Origin of the sequence: Paenibacillus sp. FSL L8-0494, from assembly GCF_038003695.1 — a bacterium.
In the GTDB taxonomy this organism is placed as follows: domain Bacteria; phylum Bacillota; class Bacilli; order Paenibacillales; family Paenibacillaceae; genus Paenibacillus_AQ; species Paenibacillus_AQ odorifer.
On record NZ_JBBOPQ010000001.1, the window covers coordinates 1,808,956 to 1,825,293 of the forward strand.

Below are 16,338 nucleotides of genomic sequence, written 5' to 3' on the forward strand. Positions count from 1 at the left end.
GGATAAGAGTGAAATTTGGTGAATGGATGGCTAGGCGGGATATATCAGCAAGGATAAAGAGAGGGGGTAGGGCATAACGGGTGGGGGGGAGCTAAGGAAGAATAGCTAATTAGTTGTTCACCCCCGCAAAAAGAACCAGTTTTGCTTAGAACATAAAAGAAAAATTTACAGATAGTACAATTTGAAAATGATATCTTGATCATGGTTTCCGAATTTTTTCCCGAAAATCGTTGCTCCTCCTACGTGCTTTGCATCTTCCTTCACTTCGATCCGAAAGGTCCAACGGTCACAAGTCGTATCTAAATCCTCAATCGAAACCTGAGACAGCGGGTCACCGTCAATGTAAGTTCCATTGTGGTTTGTAATTCTAATCGTTTTTAGCAATCCGTATTGATTGATATTGTGTGGCCACCATTCCGGTGTGAATTTACCTCTAGCATCAGCGAAATCCCCGGGGCTCGTCCAAGTCCCTAATTCCAAGCCATTCAAAGAAAAGGTGATGTCTGAAGGCCATACGTCATTAGCAAAGGGGAATTCGGAAGAAAGCTCTAAGCTAATCTCAAATTGCTGTAGGGTTTCCTCTTTTTTTAGGAAATTAGCGATATTATATTGGACATAACCTTGAGTGAACCAGAGAATCTCTGCGTCCACTCTTTTAGAATCCATGAAATACTTAGGTTCGTCTACTCTGCCGATAAACTCCTTATCCGTAGCAAGTCCGCAAGTAGGTTTCAGATCATAATCGGTATAATGACCAATCGGCACTGATGTCTCGTAGGAGGCAAAAGAGTGAAAGATTTTCTTCGGGAAGTTAATCTCAATATGATCCACCCTAAGAATTGAAATTTTTTGCATTCCTGATTTACCAGGCACCTTTTCCGTTTTTATGAGCCCTGCATCTTCTAGTTTTTTAATGTGTTTGGTAACGATAGGACTGCTTATTTTAAGTTCTTCTGCCAAATCTTTGATGTTCATCTTATTTTTGGAGAGCAACTGAATAATTTTGATGCGTACTTCACTCGCTAAAGCTTCGTAAACAACAAGAGAGGATTTGTCGATTTCCAACTGCATTTTACCCACTTCTTTCAAAGTTATTTCATATACTGTAAAGTTTATTAATCTATATATAAAGTAACATGAAAGGTAACCGAAGTAAATATAATATCGCTTTCATCTCCGAGAGATGAATCAAAAGGTTAATTAAATGAAAAAAAATTCTATTAAGTTTATTTAAATGTTATTGACTACGCTTTCACAATGAATGTATACTAATCTCAAGTTAATCGTTTTCAAAGAAAGTGAACATGAATGGTTATCTTAACATTACAGCTGCAGGGGGAGAGAGTAATGAAAAAGAAATTTGGAGTTTTATTAGCAACGGTTCTAACATTATCGACAGTTTTGGCAGGATGCGGTGGTAAAGATGATAGTAAGACGATTACGTTCTGGACACCGCTGACCGGTGATGACGGTGCTTATATGGATCAAATTGTTAAAAACTACAATGCAACGAATCCCGAAATTAAAGTAAAACATGTTATTACGGCTGATATGTACACAAAGATTTCTACAGTTTTGGCATCTAGCAAAGGTGTTCCTGATTTAGCAATTATCCATGCTGACCGTGTTCCTGGATTTGTTAAACAAGGTGTACTGGAATCCATGCAAGATACCGTATTGCCAGCACAACCTGAACTGAAAGCTGAAAATTACTTACCACAAGCTTGGAACACTGGTAATATCGATGGAACTCAATACACAGTTCCTCTTGATATTCATAGTAACGTAATGTATTACAATAAAGATTTGCTGAAAAAGTATAATGCTGAATCTTTCTTGGATGATAACGTTGTTACTATTGATGAAATGCTTTCCTTACAAGGTAAATTGGATGAAGGCGATTACGTAGTTAATGATGCTTTGCTGGGCTGGGTTATCTTGGCTCAAATTCAAGATTTGGGCGGCGATATCCAAGTTGATGGAAAACCGGCTGTTAACACCCCTGTCTTTAAACAAGCGTTTGAAAATGTTAAGAAAATCGCCGATGCTGGCCTTATGACTCCATTTGGTGAAGACGGTTACTTGATGTTCCAATCTCAAAATGTACTTTTCTCGACAGACGGAACTTGGAGTTCTACAGCACATGCTGGGGTTGAAGGTTTGAACTTTGGCGTGACCAATGTTTATTCTCCTACTCCTGACAAATTCACCAACAGATCTTCTTCTCACTTGTTCGCTATGTTGAAAAATGATAAGAGAACAGACGAAAAAGAAGTAGGTATTGCTAACTTCTTGGAATATGTTCGTACGAATTCGATGGAATGGGCAAAAGCTGGACAAAACGTAGCTAGTAACGTAGTTAACCAAAGCCCTGAGTACAAAGACTATATGCAATCCTTCTTTACATCTGATGAAAAAGAAATCGAATCCCTTTACATTTACACATATGAATACTACCCATACATTGCGGAAGCTGTAGATACTTACTGTGCGGATATCGTTCGTGGCAACGTTGATATTGATGAGACTTTGGCAACGATGCAAAAATTTGTTGAAGATAAAATTGCGGAAAGCAGCAGTGCAGCAAAATAAAGCAAAATAGAATAGATTGTACGAAGTAATGTGCCATGTTATGGTGCATTACTTTGTGCAAAAGGAGAAATGAATTCCTATGAAAAAGAAAATCAATTGGGCACCTGCTTTCTTTGTAGGTCCGCATGTCATTTTGTTTGCTGTCTTCATTTTATTGCCAACGATTTATGGGATTTATGCTTCATTTACAAAATGGAATTTAATGAGTGATCCGGTATGGGTAGGCTTTGATAACTATAAAGCTATTCTTTTTGACGGCGGATCAACCTTTCATACTCAATTTTTCAGAGGCCTAAAAAACACATTGATTTTCGTTGCTTTGTCTGTTCCGCTGCTGATTATTATTCCATTAATGGTTGCGGTGGCGTTGGAGCATAAAAAAGTTAAAATGAAGAGCTTAATTCAATCTATTCTTTATATTCCTGGCTTGATTTCAATTTCTGCGGCAGCACTGATTTGGCTGTTGATCTTTAATAAGCAACTAGGGATCACTGGTAATCTGTTTGGATCACAAATTGCTTGGCCTGCAAATCAACCCTATGCGTGGATTATTATCATTGTAATTACTTTATGGGGTGGTATTGGGGGCAACATGATTATCTATCGTGCTTCCTTAAGTGGTGTGGCTCAAGAGTTATATGAATCAGCGGAGCTCGATGGTGCGGGTTCAATTAAAAGATTCACTAGTATTACCTTGCCATCTATTCGTTTTCCATTAATTTATACCTTTGTTATGACAACTGCGGGTGCCTTTAATGTATTCGGCCAACCGTTAATGATGACCGATGGTGGACCTCGACAAAGTACACACGTTCTAATGATGTATATTCGTCAATTAGCTTTCGGTAACGGTGAATCCATCGCCGGGATGGCATCAGCTATGGCAGTTTTACTGGGATTAGTTATTTTGGTGATCTCAGCACTGCAATATTATGTAATGAACCGAAATGCTTCATAGGGTTCGCAGAAACTAATTGACTAACAAGGAAATGGAAAAGGTAGGTGTACTAAAATGTCAAACCAGGCAGTAAATCCAGTTGTAAATACAACAGGCAAAATAAAAGGCTCCTCCAGTGTAAGTATTTCAAAATATATATCCTATATATTTCTAGGTATCCTATGTGTGATTTGGATCATTCCTGTTATATTCGGGATTTCCACCTCATTTAGATCACAAACGGAAGTAGTATCCTCGGGCTTTAGACTATTTCCTAAAGAGTGGGTCTTTGAGAACTACGTTACGATCCTAAACAATACTTCTACAGCTCCAATTCTACGTTGGTTAGGTAACTCATTGTTTATTGCTACATCTCACACCATTCTGGTTGTTATTGTTATTTCGATTACAGGTTTTGGTTACACCCGTATTAAGTTTAAAGGAAGAGACACATTGTTCTTTACTTTGCTAGGGATCTCCTTCTTCCCGGGTGTTGTTAACTTGATTCCTTCGTATAAAATCATTGACTCCTTTGGTTGGGTGAACACTTCCTGGGCTATGATTATCCCTGGTCTTGCGGGTATGGGTAATATCTTCTTGGTCAGACAGTTTATGAACGGTATCCCAAAAGAATTAGATGAATCGGCTAAAGTTGATGGTGCAAGTGACTTTAGAATTTTCGCGCAAATTATATTGCCGTTAGTTAAACCAATACTAATTGTTTGCGGATTGTTCTCCTTTACTGGATCTTGGAATGACTTCCTCTGGCCGGTTATCGTGTACACAGACGTAGACAAAATGCCAATTACCGCTGGTTTGCTCTTATTGCAAGACATCTACGGAAACTATCGTATGATCGGACAATTAATGGGCTCGGCAATCATGGCGATTATTCCAACATTGCTGCTATTCGTTTTTGCACAAAAATACTTCGTTCAATCCATCAACCTGAATTCGGGTATCAAAGGTTAGATCGAATGAACTTAAACTTAAATACACCTTGACTTCTTATAAGGAAGGGTGTGTTTTGGTGACCTGCAAATATAAAAAAAGAGATAAATATAGGAGTTGTCATTGTGAGAGAATTTAATGTAAAAAATCCACTAGTTGAGCAACGAGCAGATCCTTGGATCTATAAACATACTGATGGTTACTACTATTTCATAGCTTCAGTTCCAGAGTTCGATAGAATTGAGCTTCGCCGTTCTGAATCCATTCAAGGATTGGCTGAGGCTGAAGGAAAGACCATTTGGGTTAAGCATGAAACGGGTTTGATGAGTGCTAATATTTGGGCGCCAGAGATTCATTATATTGATGGAAAATGGTACGTATATTATGCAGCTGCACATACCTCTGATACGAAAGACGGTTTATTTGATCATCGCATGTTTGCGTTAGAAAACCCATCCGCAAATCCTTTAGAGGGTGAATGGGTGGAAAAGGGTCAAATAAAAACAAAATGGGAATCTTTTGCCTTGGATGCAACAACTTTTGAGCATAAAGGAGTTAGATATTACGTTTGGGCACAAAAAGATCCTGCTATCCCTGGCAATTCAAATATTTATATTTCCGAAATGGAGAACCCTTGGACACTAAAAGGTGAGCAGGTGTGCATCACTACTCCTGAATACGATTGGGAAAAAATCGGATTTTTGGTGAACGAAGGCGCGGCAATCCTTAAGCGTAATGGACGTATTTTCATGACATTCTCAGCTAGTGCAACAGATCACAACTATTGTATGGGATTATTGACTGCTGATGAGAATAGTGATTTAATGGATCCAAAATCATGGGTCAAGACACCTGAACCTGTGTTTACGACTTCTGAGGAAAATGGCCAATATGGTCCGGGACATAATAGCTTTACTGTCTCTGAGGATGGCACACAGGATATCCTTGTTTTCCATGCTAGAAGCTATAAGGAAATTGTCGGAGATCCGCTTTACGATCCGAATCGTCACGCACGTGTGCAAGTAATCCAGTGGAATGAAGATGGAACGCCAAACTTTGGTGTACCTAGACCGGATACGAAATAAAAAGGGATTTGTCGCATAAAACAACAGAGCAATGATTCTCCCAGAGGTGGAGAAACACTGCTCTGTTGTTTTTTATAAGAGTCATAGTTATAACCCTCCTGAGGCTTAAGGACTCAGCTGACGCTATTTGCAATTTTTTAGTCATTTGAGTAAGGTTGCGGACCCCAGTGCAGCTATTCCTTTAGAAAAGGTTCATTTTTGCTGATCTTCAAGCCAATAACGACTTTAGGGTCCGTTAGGTACGCAAATTTGTGATAAAGTTGCATTTAAGGTCAACGGTGTCCGATAGTTGCTTCGGGAACGCGTAAAAGCGAGTTGATCAAGTGAGGTACTCTTATAATGGAAGATCCCGTCTTCTGAACAGCTCTACTCCCAAGGAAAAGGTGAGCACTCCGATCAACAGCAGCCAACTGGAGACCTGAATAATCTCCACGTTGCCCTGAACGATTTCCCCGGGTTGATAGAAGGAGAATAAGGTTAGGAAACGCAGTCCTTCAAGTTTGTCGCTTATTTTACCGAGTAGATCCAGAGTGAAAAATCCGAAGGCGATGGCGCCGGAAATTCCGAGCGCTTTTTTCTCGTCATTACATACAGAGGACACGAGAAAGGTAAGGCCGCCTACCGCAAAAAATAATAAAAAGGCCACGGTATTCAGCTGAGCGAAGCGACCGCTGTTAAAGTCATATTCACTGCCAAGAAACCATGCTTTACCTAATAATCCGGCGAGGGTGGTTACACCCATAATTAAGAGCAATGCTGTAGTGAGTACAAGTGCCTGCGTGGTGGCGACTTTTCTCCGTGTAGTTGGGGCTATGAGCAGATAAGCCATGGAGCCGCGATCCACGAGTCGAGCCATTAGCTGCGTTGACATTTGCACACAAACTATGGAAAGAATCAGAACTAGTATAAGTCCATAATATTCTCCGGAGATAAAAGCTTCAGCACTGGTAAATCCGCTATTTAACCCAAAGGCTTTACCCACACCCTCTGGCATCGCCTTAATAAGGTCATCAATTGCTTGTGTACTCCCCGCAATCCCTGGATAAAGCCAGATCATAAACAGAATATAGAAGGCAGAACCAAAGGCGTAATTCAATATTCCTTTCAGGTTCACTCGCATCATTTCCTTATAGAGCGGAAGATTCATTGCACTGCCCCCTCGCGGTCATAATAGTCCATGAAGATGTCCTCTAGATTCTGCGTGAATACGTCGATGCTGCGGATATTGTATTTTCCAGTTTCCCGGATGAATCGATCATAATTGCCTTGCACAGCTATGCGGACCATATTTCCCTCATGAGCTTCCACTTGTAGGCCGGAGGCGGCAAAATCCACTGCATCTTCACTATTCGCAAAAATGACCTCAAACAGCTTCCGTTGCATCGATTGTAGTTCATGAATATTTTTTACGGTGATAATCCGTCCGTCTTTAATAATTGCGGCGCGGTCACAGGTGCGTTCAATTTCCTGAAAGCTGTGTGAGGACATGAGAAAGGTAGTTCCGGCTGATTTTTCCTCCAGTACCAGATCAATAAATACCTTTTGCATGAGCGGGTCGAGACCCGAGGTAGGTTCATCCAGAATAATAACTTCAGGACTGTGCATAAAAGCAGCGACGATTCCGACCTTTTGCTTCATTCCCTTTGACATTTTTCGGATCGGAGTTGTGGCATCAAATTGCAAGCGTTCAATCAGCTGCTCGCGTTTGGTAGTATTTTTGATTCCCTGCATGGCTGACATGAATTTAAGGAAAGAAAGGCCCGTCATCCCATCAAAAAAGTTAATTTCACCGGGTAAGTAGCCAATATGCTTCTGGACTGTCCCTTGTGCCTTCCATACATCAAGCCCATGGATACTCGCATGCCCTTGATCTGGTTTCATAAAACCCATGATATGCCGTATAGTTGTCGATTTACCCGCGCCGTTAGGACCTAGAAATCCAAAAACCTCGCCTTTGTTTACGGTAAATGTTACATCTTCGATTCCTTTGCCATTCGAAAATCGTTTAGTTAAGCCTTCTACAACCAGCATGCCGCCACCCCCGCCGCAAAATAATGAACTAATATGAATTGAATATTTCATATGTTATATTATTCCTAGTGGTTAATGAAGTCAATATAATTATGAAATAATTGAAATGGAATATTTCATTAAATTTAAATACGCATACTTAATAACGAAGTTAGGGTGGAAGCTATGAATGGATTTGAGAAGAGAGCAGCACAGATTAAATTCAAAATTATGAAAACTACTATGGAGATGCTCAAGAGCTGGGAACCCAAACGTCTACGGATCGCAGATATTGCGAAAGAAGCAGGAGTCTCTCAGGTGACGATTTATAATTATTTTGGCAGTAAGGAAGCGCTGCTTAGTGAGTCTTTTAAGGACTTTGTTCAGAAGGAAATTCAGGAGTTTGAAGATTACATTTATCAAGAGCATTCTCTAAAGGAGATTATTGGTTACATTCTAACCATGGAAAGGCAAACTTACAGCGGTTTATCTCCCGCGACTGTGAAGGAGCTTATGGTTGAGGATCAAGAAATGTTCCGTTATATTGAAGAACGATATGCGAATGACATTTTGCCGGTGCTGGTGAAGATGGTTGAGGATGGGAAAGCCCGGGGAGAAATCTCAAATAAAGTATCCACCAAAGGGATACTTTCACTAATGGGGATGTATATGCGTAATGCGGGTGAACTTCTAGACGAAGCTAGCAAACAGGAAGATATGGATGCCTTCATCGAGGAAGCCATCCATATTTTCTTCTACGGCATTTGCGGGAAAGAGTAAGGGAGCTTGAGCTGCGTGAACATCACCCTTAATTGATCAGGTCAACAGCGGATTCCCATTCATGCCGACCCAAAGAGCGGATTGTTCAAGCTGGGCAGCAAGCTGAAGCAGCAAATCTTCACGGCCTTTGTTCGCCATGACTTGAACGCCTAGCGGCAGGCCAGTTGCTGACTTATGGACGGGCACACTCATTGCTGGCTGGCCTGTCAGATTTGCGAGCTGGGTGAACGGTGTATAGGTTAGGCTTGGCTCAAACATCTCGTAAATTAAGCGGCTCTGTTCTTCTTTTGGCAATTCGTTTACGTGCAGCAGCTTTGCTATCTCTGCAGGTTTATGCGTTAATTCACCAATTTTGGGAGCGGAGTTTGCATTCGTAGGTGTTATATATAAGTCGTAATGATTGAACAGTTCCGCCATTTGGGCGGCTGCAACGTCCCATTCATCAAGACTATGTACGAATTCGGCCGCTGAAACATTTTTTCCGGTCTCACCAAGAACCCACGTAATGATATCGACATCGTCAGCAGTTATGGAACGTCCCATATTTCTCTCCAGGGAGACGAACATGGCTGCTACCTCTCCGGCATTCATCGTATAGTAGTTCTCCATCAGTCTTGTGCCATTCACAGGACTTTCTGTTTCTTCAACCGCATGTCCTTCAGCTTCGAGCCATTTCACGGTTTTGAGAACAGCATTTACGGCCTCTTCAGAGACAGGCGTACCTACTGGGGAAGCAGTCGTAAATCCAATTCGTAGTTTACGTTGCGTAGGCTTAAACAGATCATCCAGATATACGCCCGGATATAACGGAGTCTGGAAGGCGGCTTCTGGCTGCACAACCTGCAGCAGATCTAACATAGCAGCGCTATCGCGAACGGACCGGGTTAAGGCAAAATCAATAGAAGCCCCTTGCCATTGACGGCCGACTCCGGGTCCTACTGGTGTGCGCCCGCGCGTGGGTTTAAGTCCGAATAAGCCTGTGAATGAGGCGGGAATACGGATGGACCCACCACCATCACTGGCTCCTGCTACTGGAACGATACCAGAAGCAACAGCTGCCGCGGCTCCGCCACTCGAACCTCCAGGAGAATATTCGAGATTCCAAGGATTACGAGCAGGTCCATGGAGGACATTCTCTGTAATGTTTTTTAAGCCGAACTCTGGTGTGTTCGTATGGCCAAGTGGAATGAAGCCGGCTTTCCTAATCCGTGCAACATAATTTGAATCCCACCGTGCGACATTGTTCTTCATCAGCATAGCCCCACAAGTGATGGGCTCGCCAGCGATAGATTGGGAAATATCCTTTAATAGAAACGGAACGCCAGCAAACGGCCGAGTGTTATCCTGAACAGGCATCTCGTCGGCTTCTCTAAGAGCAGCTTCCCGGCGGGTGCGCACCACCGCATTTATGACTGGATTGACCTCATCTAACCGAGCAAAGGCGGCTTCGACCAGCTCACGAGGTGAAATTTCACGTGCTTTGACAAGTGAAGCAAGTCCTAGAGCGTCATAGGTAGAGTAAGAAAAGGTCAAATTAATACCCACTTTCAATTTAGGATGATTATTATATTATACATCCCATTAGTTATTTTTTGAAAATGGGTAATCTGACATCTATCAATTCTTTTTTACGTCATATTAGGCTATACTTAGTGTTAAATGATTTTATGGGGTGTACTGATGAACGAAGAGAAATATCAGAATGTTGATGGATTAATGGAGGCTTTCCAACAATTCGCTAGAATGAACTGGCGTAAAACCACGATTTGGGGCTTGAAGCCAAGTGAGGTCCGGATGTTGGTTTCTTTAAAGCTTGGTAAAGAACGGGAAGGGAAGAAGGGACAGACGGTTTCGGAGATTAGCAAGTTTCTGAAAGTCACCTCTCCTACGGTTACCCAAATGCTCAATAGTCTGATTGCACAAGGATATGTGGTGCGTACTTCCGATGCACAGGATCGCCGAGTTAGTGAGATCACGCTTACGGAAAAAGGGGAGCATCTGGCTGAGATGGCCGTAACGAAATCCCGGAATACCTTTAAAGGTATGATTGATTACATGGGCAAAGAACAGACGGATACGTTAATGGAGCTGTTAAACGGAGTTTACGTTTACTTCGAAGAATTGAATGATCAATCAAACGAATCCTAGCCCTTCTTATCAAAAAGAGATGCCGCACAGCCTAAGCTGTTTACGGACATCTCTAATGTAAGGTTATTTGTGATTAATGTGCAGCAGGCACAGATTTTTCGAGTTTTTTACTCCCGGTTTTATCCTCTGCGTGTGCCTCCATTTTTTTCTCTCCACTACGTAATGGAATCTCTTTAAGGAACAGAACGAGCAGTGCTGCGATAACTAACAGCGCCGTACCACTTAAGAACACAACTGTCAGGGAATCGCTCAGTGCGTTCCGCAGCATCTCAATCAATTGATTGAAGAGCGGCTGGATTTGCTCTGGCAGTGTTGCATGCAATTCCTTTAGTTTAGGTTGATCTAGCAACATTTGAGGGTTCATAAATGCAGAAAGCTGTTTAGCGGATTCAGGATCGAGTTTGGATAAATCCGGACCTTTGCCTGAAGATACCGCTGCCTCTAATTTTTTCGTTAATGAGGAGTTCATAATGGTACCCATGATGGCAATACCTATGGTTCCACCTAAATTACGGAATAAAGTATTTGTAGCAGTAGCAACACCTAGCATTGAAGGAGCAACAGCATTTTGTACGGTTAGAGTAAATACGGGCATCGATAGTCCTAACCCAACCCCGAAGATAATCATGCTGACTACAGCCGTAGCAATGTTACTCATAAAGGCCATTAATATCATGGCTACAACCATGAATGGCATCCCCATTAGAGCATAACGTTTATATTTTCCTGTTTTGGAGATCCATCTTCCCACTAAAGTACTTAGTACAATCATAGTAAGTGACATTGGCATATTGATAAAACCAGATTTAGTTGGGGAGACGCCCTCTACCCCTTGCACAAAGAAGGGCAGGTAGATCATCGCGCCCATCATACCGGCATTCATCAGGAAACCGACAATCATTGAGATGGATACGATGGAGTTTTTAAATAAGGATAATGGCAATACGGGGCTCTTAGCTTTACGCTCAATCAGAATCAGGATAATCAGACCCAGAATGGAAGCCCCAAACAAGCCGAGAATCTCCGGAGAACCCCAGTCATATTTTGTTCCTGCCCATGAAAAGCCGAGCAAGAGCGCAACGATGGTCAGGGAAAGGAAAATGGAGCCTAAATAGTCAATGGACTCAGATGTAGAACGCGTTGTTTTAGGGAACATTTTCAAAATCATAAAGAAGGCCACGATACCGAAAGGCAAGAAGATCCAGAAGATCCATTTCCAAGCCATGTGATCTACCATGAATCCGCCAAGAGTAGGACCAATTACGCTGGAGAAACCAAATATCGCCATCATAATTCCAGTCCACTTGGCTCTCTCTCTTGGAGCGAACAAATCACCTACAGCGGTTACGGTAGCCGACATGAGAATCCCGCCGCCTAGACCTTGAATCCCGCGATAAGTGATCATTTGAAAAATGTTGGTCGACAATCCGGATAGGAACGCACCTATAATAAAAATGACAATCCCTGATAACAGGAAGGGCTTTCTTCCGTAAATATCGGATAACTTACCGACAAGTACGGTAGCAATGGTTGAGGTGAGCATATAGATGGTAATTACCCAGGTATAATGTTCAATGCCTCCAAGCATCGCAATAATTCGGGGCATTGCTGTGCCCACAATTGTCTGGTTGATTGCTGCGAAAAACATAGCCGCCATTAAAGCAATCATAATTGTAACTTTCTTTTTCTGAGTGACATGCTCCAGAGCAGTTCCTCTCCTTTAACTTCTATATATTGTAGTTTGGGAATTCATGTCGTAATAATTAGGTAGCCAAACTATCATTTATGTATAATACACAAATTCATCAATTAGCACAACAGGTTAATTATTAAATTTTAATTTAAAGAGAATTTGAATTTGACTTGATTTTTTGGGAATAGGTAAGTAATCTAATTAGATTGAGGTATATTGGAGGTGCCCTATGGATACCCATGACAATCAAGAGCAGAAGCTTATCATAGCCCTTGAAAATATAAAGCGTCTGACTGCTCGCCCCTACTCGATTGATGTAGTATCGTATAGAGAGTTTGTTATGATGTACGTCATTCACACTGTAATGAAGCAAAAGAAAGCGACCGAAGGTGACAAACAGCACCGGGGAGTTATGATTTCTAAATTAAGTGACCTGCTCCAGATAAGTAGACCTACTGCCACGCAAATGGCAAATACTTTGGAGGAAAAAGGTTACGTAGTACGTACAACATCCGAGACAGATCGTCGGGTCGTATATATCTGTTTGAGTGAGCTTGGAGAGCAGATTTATAGCAGGCAGATGGCATCCTATTCCGGTATTTTGAGTGAAATCACGCAAAAGGTCGGTAAGGAAGAGATCGACCAGCTGATCTTTTTGTGCGATCGTTTTCAAGAAGCGGTGCATGAGGTCAGAAGCCGTCATTTTTTTCCACAGTCGGATGAAGAGTCATTAGTTATAGATTCAGTATAAAAAGCCCAACATCAAAAGATATTCCTGCACACCCGCGGGAACATCTTTTTTTGCATCTTAGAGCAAGGAGCGATTATCATCAGAATATTAGCAATTAGTGACATTCACGGAAGTTATGTAGAATTCAATGCACTGTTATCAAAAGTGAATTATCGCCCAGCGGAGGATAAGCTTATCTTGATGGGAGATTATGTGGATAGAGGGCTGGACAGTAAAGGAATTGTGGAGCAAGTGATGACTCTGCAGCAAGAATGTGGAGCTATAGTTCTCAAAGGAAATCACGATAAAATGGCTTGCGATGCGCTCACCGGCGAAGATGATAAATTGGATACCCATTGGCTTACTAACGGCGGATTTCATACGCTGATGAGTTATTGTGAGGCGGGCTCCGAAGGTTTGCAGGAGGATTTTGGCTGGAAGGATTATATGCAGCTAAAAGAAAAAATTAGGCGGGACTATAGACATCATATAGACTTTCTAAGCACATTGCCGCTTTATCATGAGACGGAAGAACATATTTTTGTTCATGCGGGCATTAATCCATTAATTGAGGATTGGAAACAGCAGGACCCTTATGATTTTATCTGGATTAGAGAACCCTTTTATAAGAATCCGGTAGTTAGCACTAACAAAACGGTTGTTTTCGGTCATACTTCGACGATGGATCTGCATGATTCAGAAGAAATTTGGTTTAGTCCACTTGGAGATAAAATTGGCATAGATGGTGGCTGCGCATATGGCCAACGACTAAATTGCTTGGAGATTTCCGCAGGGAAATACATAACGCATTTTGTTCGGAATGGTGAGACGCTTTGAGCGTTCTCCCATTTTTTTTAGAATAGTAATGAATTAAACGTTAACTATGTATAAAATAAAGATAGGAGGGGTGCAAATAGGTGAATGCAAACAGCAAATATCATATCCTCATGCAAGGGGCCATCAGCAAGAATGTGAGCGAAACCTGTAAGGAGTTTGGCATTTCCCGGACGATCTATTATAAGTGGTCTAAAGCTTATCAACAACATGGAATGGATGGACTTGGGGAGAAGAAAAAAAAGCCGGTAATGCCTAATAAAGTAGATAAGAAAACGGAAAGATTGATTTTGCAGTACGTCGCCAGATTTCCTGAGGATGGGCCTAGACGCATCTTTTATGAACTGCAAGATGAAGGTATGCAAATAGGGGAATCGGGTATTTATAATGTACTACGTCGAAACGGACTAAATAAACGAATAGAGCGTGAAGCTTACGCCAATCAAATCAAAGCAAAGAAGAGGGATGGCGCACAATCCACTCTCACTAAAGGATTTAAAGAGAAACGGAAAACACTAGATTATAAGATGAAGAATCCGATAAATGCTCATCCCGGGTATATGTGTCAGCAGAGTATCAGCTATTTGGGAGTTTTCCCGAGGGTCGGAAAGGTATATCAATATGTAATTTATGATGCCTACTCCAGACTAGGTCTAGTTAAGCTATACAATCGTAAGTCTACCATTCATTTTATAGATTTTATGCATCTGAAAGTTCTCCCATTGATGAAGACATTAGATTTTCATATCGATAATCTGGTTACGAACAAAAGCCGTGAATTCATTACGAACTGGGACAGAGGAAAACATAAATATAGTGAATTTTTACATAAGAACAATATTAATCAAGTAGCTATAACGGTAGACCAAACAGAGATATTTCAGCCCTTGCAGCAATTTGCGGCGGTGTTGACCAAAGAATTCTACCAGCAGGCTTGGGTAGATGATACGATAGATTCTTTTGAAATTTTAGAAAAGCGCTTACATGAATACTTGAGAACCTACAACTTCAGCAGGCAAATTACAGATGGACCTAATCAAGGTAAAATACCATCGGATGTCGCACTTGCCTATACGGGACAACGAGAAACTTTGCCATTATGGTTATTTACAAGGAGATAACGGATGATGACAAACACGAAGAATAAAGACCGAATTGGGATCATCGGTGCAGGGATTTCTGGGGTTACAGCTGCTTACGAATTAGCGAAAAAAGGTTATACCCACATTACCCTCATGGAGAAGTCGGACAGAGTAGGAGGAAAGTGTCATTCTATTGAGTACAAAGGAAAAAGTTATGAAATGGGGACGCTAATCGGCCTGCCCACCTATAAACATACGATGGATTTAATGAGAGATTTTGATCTTATGGATAGGGGACCCTTGTTAGAACGTGGATTTTTTGATAATAATGGGAGGAAAACTTCACAGATTCCCATGGAGCAGATAGAGGCGTTTACACAAGAATTCAAACGACTGCCGGATATTCTAAAACGCTATGAGTCTCTCCAAGAACCGGGATTTCTTCACTTACCACCAGATTTATGTCAGCCATTTTCACAGTGGTGTGCAGAGAATAAGCTGTCTGTCCTTGAACAGGTCTACATGCATTATTTTAATACTTTTGGATTCGGTAGTATCCATAATGTGCCCGCTGCATATGTGTTGAAATTTCTAAGCTATGATAATCTGTTGTCGTTTATTGAAATTACGCATATGATAACCTGGCCTAAGGGTGTTACTGAACTGATAAGACGAATGGCCGACCAAGTGAACGATCTCCGCCTGACTTGTGAAGTGCTTTTTATGGAGCAAGAACAAGATGGACAGGTTCGAGTAGAGACGAGTCAGGACATCTTTTATTTTGACAAGGTCATTTATACAGCAGCTTTAGAGCAAATGGGCGATACAGTTAGCCTGTCCAGTGAGGACAAAACCTTATTAGCGAGTATAACGTATGAATGGTTTAGGGTATATGCCTACAGAGTGAAAGGGCTGCCGGAGCTTTCTGGCTATATCCCCCGGAATATGTACCCTGAACGTAAAGGGCATATGATGGCATGGTACTATCGGTGGGCAGATATGGGAACTACGGATCTAGTTACGGTTTATGTAGCAGAGAATGAAGCTATGACTGATCTGGAAATGCGAGAGACGGTAGAAAATAAACTTCGCGAGCTGGGCGGAGAGAGCATTCGACTGTATATGATGAAGCGTTGGAAGCATTTCCCTCATGTGGATTCTGATGCGCTACATGAGGGGTTTTATGAACGGGTTGATCAGATGCAGGGGAAAAACAATATCTATTTAGCTGGAGAAATCATGAACTTCCCTACACTTGAGAATTGTATTGTATATGCGAAACACTTGGTTGAACGATTCTTTTAAATAATAGTAAAGAGGAACCTTGTCCACAAAGAAATTTGTCGACAAGGTTTTTTTTACATTCAAGTTAGGTTTGCAGTATATAGTTCTGTAGACATGCATTCTAATAGATTACTTAGAAGAAAGGTAGAAACTTTGGCGAATCCTAGTGCTATGGTTGTGTAAACTCAACTTGAAATGAAACTAAAAAAACA

The 16,338-nt window shown here is 41.5% G+C and carries 15 protein-coding genes; 10 read left to right on the forward strand and 5 right to left on the reverse strand.

All coding sequences use genetic code 11. The features are described from left to right. Positions 1–165: 165 nt before the first annotated feature. Positions 166–1,071 (reverse strand): ArsR/SmtB family transcription factor, encoded by a 906-nt coding sequence (locus NYE35_RS08020; protein ID WP_036675644.1) that lies wholly within the window; start codon positions 1,069–1,071, stop codon positions 166–168. 276 nt (positions 1,072–1,347) lie between these two features. On the opposite strand from NYE35_RS08020, the gene NYE35_RS08025 reads away from it, so the two are divergent. The 4 genes from NYE35_RS08025 (at position 1,348) to NYE35_RS08040 (ending at position 5,565) form a co-directional block, all read left to right on the forward strand. Next, the gene (locus NYE35_RS08025) at positions 1,348–2,592 is read left to right on the forward strand and encodes an extracellular solute-binding protein (RefSeq protein ID WP_036675642.1); all 1,245 of its coding nucleotides are present in this window, start codon (positions 1,348–1,350) and stop codon (positions 2,590–2,592) included. Positions 2,593–2,671: 79 nt separating this feature from the next. Continuing rightward, entirely contained in the window at positions 2,672–3,550 is an 879-nt protein-coding gene (locus NYE35_RS08030) for a carbohydrate ABC transporter permease (protein WP_036675641.1), read from the forward strand. A 54-nt stretch (positions 3,551–3,604) separates the two neighbouring features. Then, positions 3,605–4,501 carry a carbohydrate ABC transporter permease gene (locus NYE35_RS08035; RefSeq protein WP_036675639.1) on the forward strand — a complete coding sequence of 299 codons (897 nt, stop codon included), beginning with the start codon at positions 3,605–3,607 and terminating at the stop codon, positions 4,499–4,501. 104 nt (positions 4,502–4,605) lie between these two features. Next, entirely contained in the window at positions 4,606–5,565 is a 960-nt protein-coding gene (locus NYE35_RS08040) for a glycoside hydrolase family 43 protein (protein WP_038569499.1), read from the forward strand. Positions 5,566–5,899: 334 nt separating this feature from the next. On the opposite strand, the gene NYE35_RS08045 is transcribed toward NYE35_RS08040, so the two are convergent. Together NYE35_RS08045 and NYE35_RS08050 are read right to left on the reverse strand one after the other, a co-directional pair. Further along, entirely contained in the window at positions 5,900–6,712 is an 813-nt protein-coding gene (locus tag NYE35_RS08045; protein WP_036675636.1) for an ABC transporter permease subunit, read from the reverse strand. Then, positions 6,709–7,596: an ABC transporter ATP-binding protein gene (locus NYE35_RS08050; protein WP_094901742.1), complete on the reverse strand. Its 888-nt coding sequence runs from the start codon at positions 7,594–7,596 to the stop codon at positions 6,709–6,711. Before NYE35_RS08050 ends, NYE35_RS08045 begins: the two co-directional genes overlap by 4 nt. Before the next feature lie 165 nt (positions 7,597–7,761). On the opposite strand from NYE35_RS08050, the gene NYE35_RS08055 reads away from it, so the two are divergent. Then, positions 7,762–8,355 carry a TetR/AcrR family transcriptional regulator gene (locus tag NYE35_RS08055; protein WP_036675633.1) on the forward strand — a complete coding sequence of 198 codons (594 nt, stop codon included), beginning with the start codon at positions 7,762–7,764 and terminating at the stop codon, positions 8,353–8,355. A 36-nt stretch (positions 8,356–8,391) separates the two neighbouring features. On the opposite strand, the gene NYE35_RS08060 is transcribed toward NYE35_RS08055, so the two are convergent. Beyond that, positions 8,392–9,894 carry an amidase gene (locus NYE35_RS08060; RefSeq protein WP_076104938.1) on the reverse strand — a complete coding sequence of 501 codons (1,503 nt, stop codon included), beginning with the start codon at positions 9,892–9,894 and terminating at the stop codon, positions 8,392–8,394. A gap of 141 nt (positions 9,895–10,035) precedes the next feature. On the opposite strand from NYE35_RS08060, the gene NYE35_RS08065 reads away from it, so the two are divergent. Continuing rightward, positions 10,036–10,503, forward strand: coding sequence for a MarR family winged helix-turn-helix transcriptional regulator (locus NYE35_RS08065; RefSeq protein WP_036675630.1), 468 nt, complete (start codon positions 10,036–10,038; stop codon positions 10,501–10,503). Positions 10,504–10,576: 73 nt separating this feature from the next. On the opposite strand, the gene NYE35_RS08070 is transcribed toward NYE35_RS08065, so the two are convergent. Further along, the gene (locus NYE35_RS08070) at positions 10,577–12,208 is read right to left on the reverse strand and encodes an MDR family MFS transporter (RefSeq protein ID WP_445321967.1); all 1,632 of its coding nucleotides are present in this window, start codon (positions 12,206–12,208) and stop codon (positions 10,577–10,579) included. 217 nt (positions 12,209–12,425) lie between these two features. On the opposite strand from NYE35_RS08070, the gene NYE35_RS08075 reads away from it, so the two are divergent. The 4 genes from NYE35_RS08075 (at position 12,426) to NYE35_RS08090 (ending at position 16,147) form a co-directional block, all read left to right on the forward strand. Then, entirely contained in the window at positions 12,426–12,947 is a 522-nt protein-coding gene (locus NYE35_RS08075) for a MarR family winged helix-turn-helix transcriptional regulator (RefSeq protein ID WP_052096877.1), read from the forward strand. A gap of 84 nt (positions 12,948–13,031) precedes the next feature. Further along, positions 13,032–13,763 (forward strand): metallophosphoesterase family protein, encoded by a 732-nt coding sequence (locus NYE35_RS08080; RefSeq protein ID WP_305953810.1) that lies wholly within the window; start codon positions 13,032–13,034, stop codon positions 13,761–13,763. Between the two features lie 80 nt (positions 13,764–13,843). Further along, positions 13,844–14,881: a helix-turn-helix domain-containing protein gene (locus NYE35_RS08085; RefSeq protein ID WP_036675621.1), complete on the forward strand. Its 1,038-nt coding sequence runs from the start codon at positions 13,844–13,846 to the stop codon at positions 14,879–14,881. Between the two features lie 3 nt (positions 14,882–14,884). Continuing rightward, a complete protein-coding gene (locus NYE35_RS08090) occupies positions 14,885–16,147 on the forward strand; it encodes an FAD-dependent oxidoreductase (RefSeq protein ID WP_341120623.1) in 1,263 nt (420 codons plus the stop codon). The last annotated feature ends 191 nt before the right edge of the window (positions 16,148–16,338 follow it).

Excerpts from the sequence above, each read along its gene's own strand:
- NYE35_RS08020 (WP_036675644.1), bottom strand. The coding sequence starts at position 1,071 with ATGCAGTTGGAAATCGACAAATCCTCTCTTGTTGTTTACGAAGCTTTA.
- NYE35_RS08025 (WP_036675642.1), top strand. The coding sequence starts at position 1,348 with ATGAAAAAGAAATTTGGAGTTTTATTAGCAACGGTTCTAACATTATCG.
- NYE35_RS08030 (WP_036675641.1), top strand. The coding sequence starts at position 2,672 with ATGAAAAAGAAAATCAATTGGGCACCTGCTTTCTTTGTAGGTCCGCAT.
- NYE35_RS08035 (WP_036675639.1), top strand. The coding sequence starts at position 3,605 with ATGTCAAACCAGGCAGTAAATCCAGTTGTAAATACAACAGGCAAAATA.
- NYE35_RS08045 (WP_036675636.1), bottom strand. The coding sequence starts at position 6,712 with ATGAATCTTCCGCTCTATAAGGAAATGATGCGAGTGAACCTGAAAGGA.
- NYE35_RS08050 (WP_094901742.1), bottom strand. The coding sequence starts at position 7,596 with ATGCTGGTTGTAGAAGGCTTAACTAAACGATTTTCGAATGGCAAAGGA.
- NYE35_RS08055 (WP_036675633.1), top strand. The coding sequence starts at position 7,762 with ATGAATGGATTTGAGAAGAGAGCAGCACAGATTAAATTCAAAATTATG.
- NYE35_RS08065 (WP_036675630.1), top strand. The coding sequence starts at position 10,036 with ATGAACGAAGAGAAATATCAGAATGTTGATGGATTAATGGAGGCTTTC.
- NYE35_RS08075 (WP_052096877.1), top strand. The coding sequence starts at position 12,426 with ATGGATACCCATGACAATCAAGAGCAGAAGCTTATCATAGCCCTTGAA.
- NYE35_RS08090 (WP_341120623.1), top strand. The coding sequence starts at position 14,885 with ATGATGACAAACACGAAGAATAAAGACCGAATTGGGATCATCGGTGCA.